The organism is Mesorhizobium sp. M2A.F.Ca.ET.037.01.1.1 (genome assembly GCF_003998075.1).
Lineage (GTDB): Bacteria > Pseudomonadota > Alphaproteobacteria > Rhizobiales > Rhizobiaceae > Mesorhizobium.
On the sequence record NZ_RZSA01000655.1, the window covers coordinates 1 to 3,910 of the forward strand.

A 3,910-nucleotide genomic window follows, 5' to 3' on the forward strand; every position below is an offset into this window, starting at 1 on the left:
CAATGCGGGCATGAAACGCCGGTCGCGTATTTCGGCGACAGCCGGTCCTCGACCGTCAGCGGATGCCGGCAGGCGCGGCAGAGCTCCGCCTCGCCCTCGGTCAGGCCATGCGAGACGGACACCCGCTCGTCGAACACAAAACACTCGCCCTGCCACAGGCTCTCTTCGGCCGGCACCTCTTCGAGATATTTCAAGATACCGCCCTTGAGATGGAAGACGTTCTTGAGGCCGAGCGACTTCACATAGGCTGTCGCCTTCTCGCAGCGAATGCCGCCGGTGCAGAACATCGCCACTTTGCGGCCTTCGAGCTCTTCACGGTGCTCTTCCACCCAGGCCGGGAACTCGCGGAAGCTGGAGGTCCTCGGGTCGACCGCGCCCGTGAAGGTGCCGAGCGAGACTTCATAGGCGTTGCGCGTGTCGATGACGACGGTGTCGGCGTCCGAGATCAGCGCATTCCAGTTGGCCGGCGCGACATAGGTGCCGGCGCTGGTTGCCGGATCGATATCCTCGACGCCCATGGTGACGATCTCCCGCTTCAGCCGCACCTTCATGCGGTGGAACGGCATCTCGGCGGCGCTGCTGTATTTGACTTCCAGCCCGGCAAGGCCTTCGATGGCCTGCAGATGGTCCACAAGCGCGGCAATCGCTTCCTCGCTGCCGGCAACGGTGCCATTGATGCCTTCATGCGCCAGAAGCAGTGTGCCCTTGATGCCGCGCCCGCAACAGAAGGCGGCGAGCGGCGCGCGCAGGGCCTCGTATCCGTCGAGCCGCGCGAATTTGTAAAGCGCGGCGACCTGGATGGGCTGAAATTCCTTGGTTGTCGTCATGGCCATGCCACTAGACTGTGGTCAAAGCGGTTTCAAGGCAAAGGAAGTTCAGGCGACGCACGATCCGCCGCGCGGCATCGCGACACGCCGGGCTTCGTGGACTTGGACGGACCCTTCTGCTAATCGGTTTAAAACATAGAAACGGAGACCAGCACATGACCAGCAAGACCGAAAAGCTCCTGTCGCTCCTCAACGGTCAGCCGGTCATCCCGGTGCTCAAGATCGCCAATGTCGCCGATGCCGTGCCGCTCGCTCGCGCTTTGTCGCGCGGCGGGTTGCGGGCCATCGAGATCACACTGCGCACCGCCGACGCGCTGGAAGCGATCCGACGCGTCGCGGCCGAGGTCGAGGACGCGATTGTCGGCGCCGGCACCATCCTCGATGCCAGGCAGTTCGAAGAAGCAGCCCGCGCCGGCTCGACATTCATCGTCAGCCCCGGCATCACCAGCCAGCTTCTCGAGGCGGCCAAGGACAGCCCCGTGCCGCTGCTGCCCGGCGCGATCACGCCCGGCGAGATCATGGCCGCGCGCGAAGCCGGCCTGCGCTTCCTGAAGTTCTTCCCGGCCGAGCAGTCCGGCGGCATCGCTTCGCTGAAAGCTTTCGCCTCGCCGCTGGCGGACGTGAAATTCTGCCCGACCGGCGGCATAATGGCCAAGAACGCCGCCGACTATCTGAGCCTGCCCAACGTCATCTGCGTCGGCGGCTCCTGGGTGGCGCCCGACGATCTCATCAAGGCCGGCAAGTGGGACGAGATCGAAGCGCTGGCGCGTGACGCGAGCAAGCTCAAGAAGTAATCAACTTACCAGGGCAGCGGGCCGTTCTCATCGAAGTAACCGCCTGTCGGTCCACCAGGCTCCAGCGTCGCCAGCCGCACGATGATCTCGACCGCCTGCTGCACCGTGCGGCCGCCTCTGTGGGCGTTGAGGTCCGTCGCGGTGTAGCCGGGAGCGGCGGCATTGACCATGATGCCGTGCGGCGCAAGTTCCCTGGCGAAGGCGAGCGAAATGGCGTTGAGCGCGGTCTTCGAGCTGCCATAACCCATGACGTTGGGCGACTGGCTGTTGCCGGACGCGCGCGCCAGCGATCCGAGATAGCTGCTCACCATGACGATGCGGGCGGCGGGAGATGCCAGGAGCAGCGGCAGGAATGCCTGGGTGACCCGCACCGACCCGAAGACGTTGACGTCATAGGTAGCTTTCATGTCCGCGATGTGCTCCTGGCTCGGCGGTGGCTGATAGCGACCGTCCGGGGCCAGCGCCTCGACATAGCCGGGTGCGATGCCGGCATTGTTGACCAGCACATCCAGGCCGGGCGCCCGCGCTGCGACAGTCTTGGCCGCGGCCGCCACGCTGTCGTCGATGGCGACATCGAGCGCGAGCCACTCGACATCAAACCCCTCATCACGCAATGCCTGCGCCGCGGTCTCGCCACGTTCGGCGTCGCGCGCGCCGAGCCACACCTTGTAATCCAGTGCCGCCAGCCGCCGGACGGTCTCACGACCGATGCCCTTGTTGGCGCCGGTCACCAGCGCGTTCTTTCTCGTCGTCATGTCCATGTCTCCTTCGATGACCCAGAGATGACGTGAACCGGCTCGCTTCGCGCGCCAAAAGCTCTCAGCCTCTTGCCTAATCCTCTCAGGTTCGTGTCTTCGCGGGCGCGTCAGCGCCTCGCTTGGTTGCTTGGCCGCGATGGATCGGCAATGCTGGAAAGATGAGTGACATATTGCAGGAATTGGTCGCCATGGCCGGGCGCCACGCGCGGGGGCGGCGGACGAAGACGGCCATTCCGCGCGTCACCATCGGCCGCAGCGAGCTTCCGACGCCGCCGCTGCCCGAGCTCTGCCAGCCGACCGCGCTTCTGGTCCTGCAGGGGACCAAAACGGTGCTGATCGGCGACCGCACGCTTGCCTACAGCGCCGGCAGCTATTTCGTGTACGCGGTGGAGGCGCCCGCCACCAGCCAGTTGATCGAAGCCAGCAGAGCCTGTCCCTACATGGCTCTCGCCTTCGCCATCGATATCGAGCTGATCGCCGGGCTGCTTATCGACCATCGACCGGCGATAGACGGCGACAGCTTCGTCACCAACCCGGCCGATGACGACTTGCTCGACGCCTGGCGACGGCTGCTGCGGCTGCTCGATCGGCCGGAAGAGATTCCGGTTCTCGCGCCCATGCTCGAACGCGAGATCGCGTTCAGGCTCTTGCAAGGCCCGCAGGGCGAAAAGCTGCGCCAGCTCGCGCGCGCCGATGGCCGCCTGTCGCAGATCCGCCGCGCCACCGCCTGGATCCGGTCGCATTACAACGAGCCGATCGATGTGACGCAGCTGGCCGAGCTCTCGCATATGAGCAACGCCGCCTTTCATCGCCATTTCAAGGCGGCGACCGCGATGAGCCCGATCCAGTATCAGAAGCAGCTCCGCCTTTTGGAAGCGCGCCATCTGCTGATTGCCCAACCGGGCAGCGCGGCGCAGGTTGCTTTCACCGTCGGCTACGAAAGCGCCTCCCAGTTCAGCCGCGAATATGCGCGCCAGTTCGGGCTGCCTCCGGCGCGTGACGCCGCGCGGCTTCTGGCCATGGGCGAAGCGGCCGCGCTGGAAATCGACTGAACATTAAAATACGGCCGGCTGGGCGCCCACCTCCTCACGGGAAGTTCAAGCCGATGCAGCTTGCGCAATGCCAGATAACGCCAACCGATGACTGGTTCCCGCTCATGGATTCGAACCACGATTCACGCCTTCAAAGGGCGCTGTCCTACCATTAGACGAAGCGGGAGGCTGACGGTCTGGGCGCGACATGAAAAACAAAAGCCGCGCTTCAAGTCCAGCGCGGCTTCTCTTCGGTGTCTCTCAAATGGCTACTTCGTCTGGAAACGGGCGACCGAGAGGAACTTCACCGCATTGCCGCTGAAACGGCTGGCATCTTGCATCTCGCCACTCGTTTGGAAGCCGGCGGTGTACACTTCGCTCGGTGGCGTATGCACGATGTTGTAGGCATAGCGCGGCGCCGTCGTCGGATCGGAAACCGAAGCAATGTTCACGCCGCTGCCCAGCGCCCAGCGCGCGGCCTGCGGCGCTGCCGCCACCAC

General features: G+C 64.8%; 4 protein-coding genes, 1 tRNA gene and 1 pseudogene. 2 read left to right on the forward strand and 4 right to left on the reverse strand.

The window, feature by feature from the left end; translation table 11 throughout:
• Nucleotides 1-827: rhodanese-related sulfurtransferase (locus EOA27_RS26285; RefSeq protein WP_127257631.1), on the reverse strand; the 827-nt coding region annotated here is incomplete at its 3' end.
• Between the two features lie 155 nt (nucleotides 828-982).
• Between EOA27_RS26285 and EOA27_RS26290 the strand changes: the two genes are divergently transcribed.
• Nucleotides 983-1,621, forward strand: a complete 639-nt coding sequence (locus EOA27_RS26290; protein WP_126081482.1) for a 2-dehydro-3-deoxy-phosphogluconate aldolase — start codon at nucleotides 983-985, stop codon at nucleotides 1,619-1,621.
• 5 nt (nucleotides 1,622-1,626) lie between these two features.
• Here the strand turns inward: EOA27_RS26290 and EOA27_RS26295 are convergent, their stop codons facing one another.
• The gene (locus EOA27_RS26295; RefSeq protein ID WP_126081481.1) at nucleotides 1,627-2,376 is read right to left on the reverse strand and encodes an SDR family oxidoreductase; all 750 of its coding nucleotides are present in this window, start codon (nucleotides 2,374-2,376) and stop codon (nucleotides 1,627-1,629) included.
• Nucleotides 2,377-2,537: 161 nt separating this feature from the next.
• Between EOA27_RS26295 and EOA27_RS26300 the strand changes: the two genes are divergently transcribed.
• Complete coding sequence (locus EOA27_RS26300) at nucleotides 2,538-3,431, forward strand: AraC family transcriptional regulator (protein ID WP_126081480.1); 894 nt, start codon at nucleotides 2,538-2,540, stop codon at nucleotides 3,429-3,431.
• A 92-nt stretch (nucleotides 3,432-3,523) separates the two neighbouring features.
• On the opposite strand, the gene EOA27_RS26305 is transcribed toward EOA27_RS26300, so the two are convergent.
• Nucleotides 3,524-3,597: transfer RNA gene (locus tag EOA27_RS26305), tRNA-Gln, on the reverse strand.
• A gap of 82 nt (nucleotides 3,598-3,679) precedes the next feature.
• Nucleotides 3,680-3,910, reverse strand: a pseudogene (locus EOA27_RS26310) (peptidase M15); the annotation flags it as partial.

Excerpts from the sequence above, each read along its gene's own strand:
- EOA27_RS26295 (WP_126081481.1), bottom strand. The coding sequence starts at position 2,376 with ATGACGACGAGAAAGAACGCGCTGGTGACCGGCGCCAACAAGGGCATC.
- EOA27_RS26300 (WP_126081480.1), top strand. The coding sequence starts at position 2,538 with ATGAGTGACATATTGCAGGAATTGGTCGCCATGGCCGGGCGCCACGCG.
- EOA27_RS26290 (WP_126081482.1), top strand. The coding sequence starts at position 983 with ATGACCAGCAAGACCGAAAAGCTCCTGTCGCTCCTCAACGGTCAGCCG.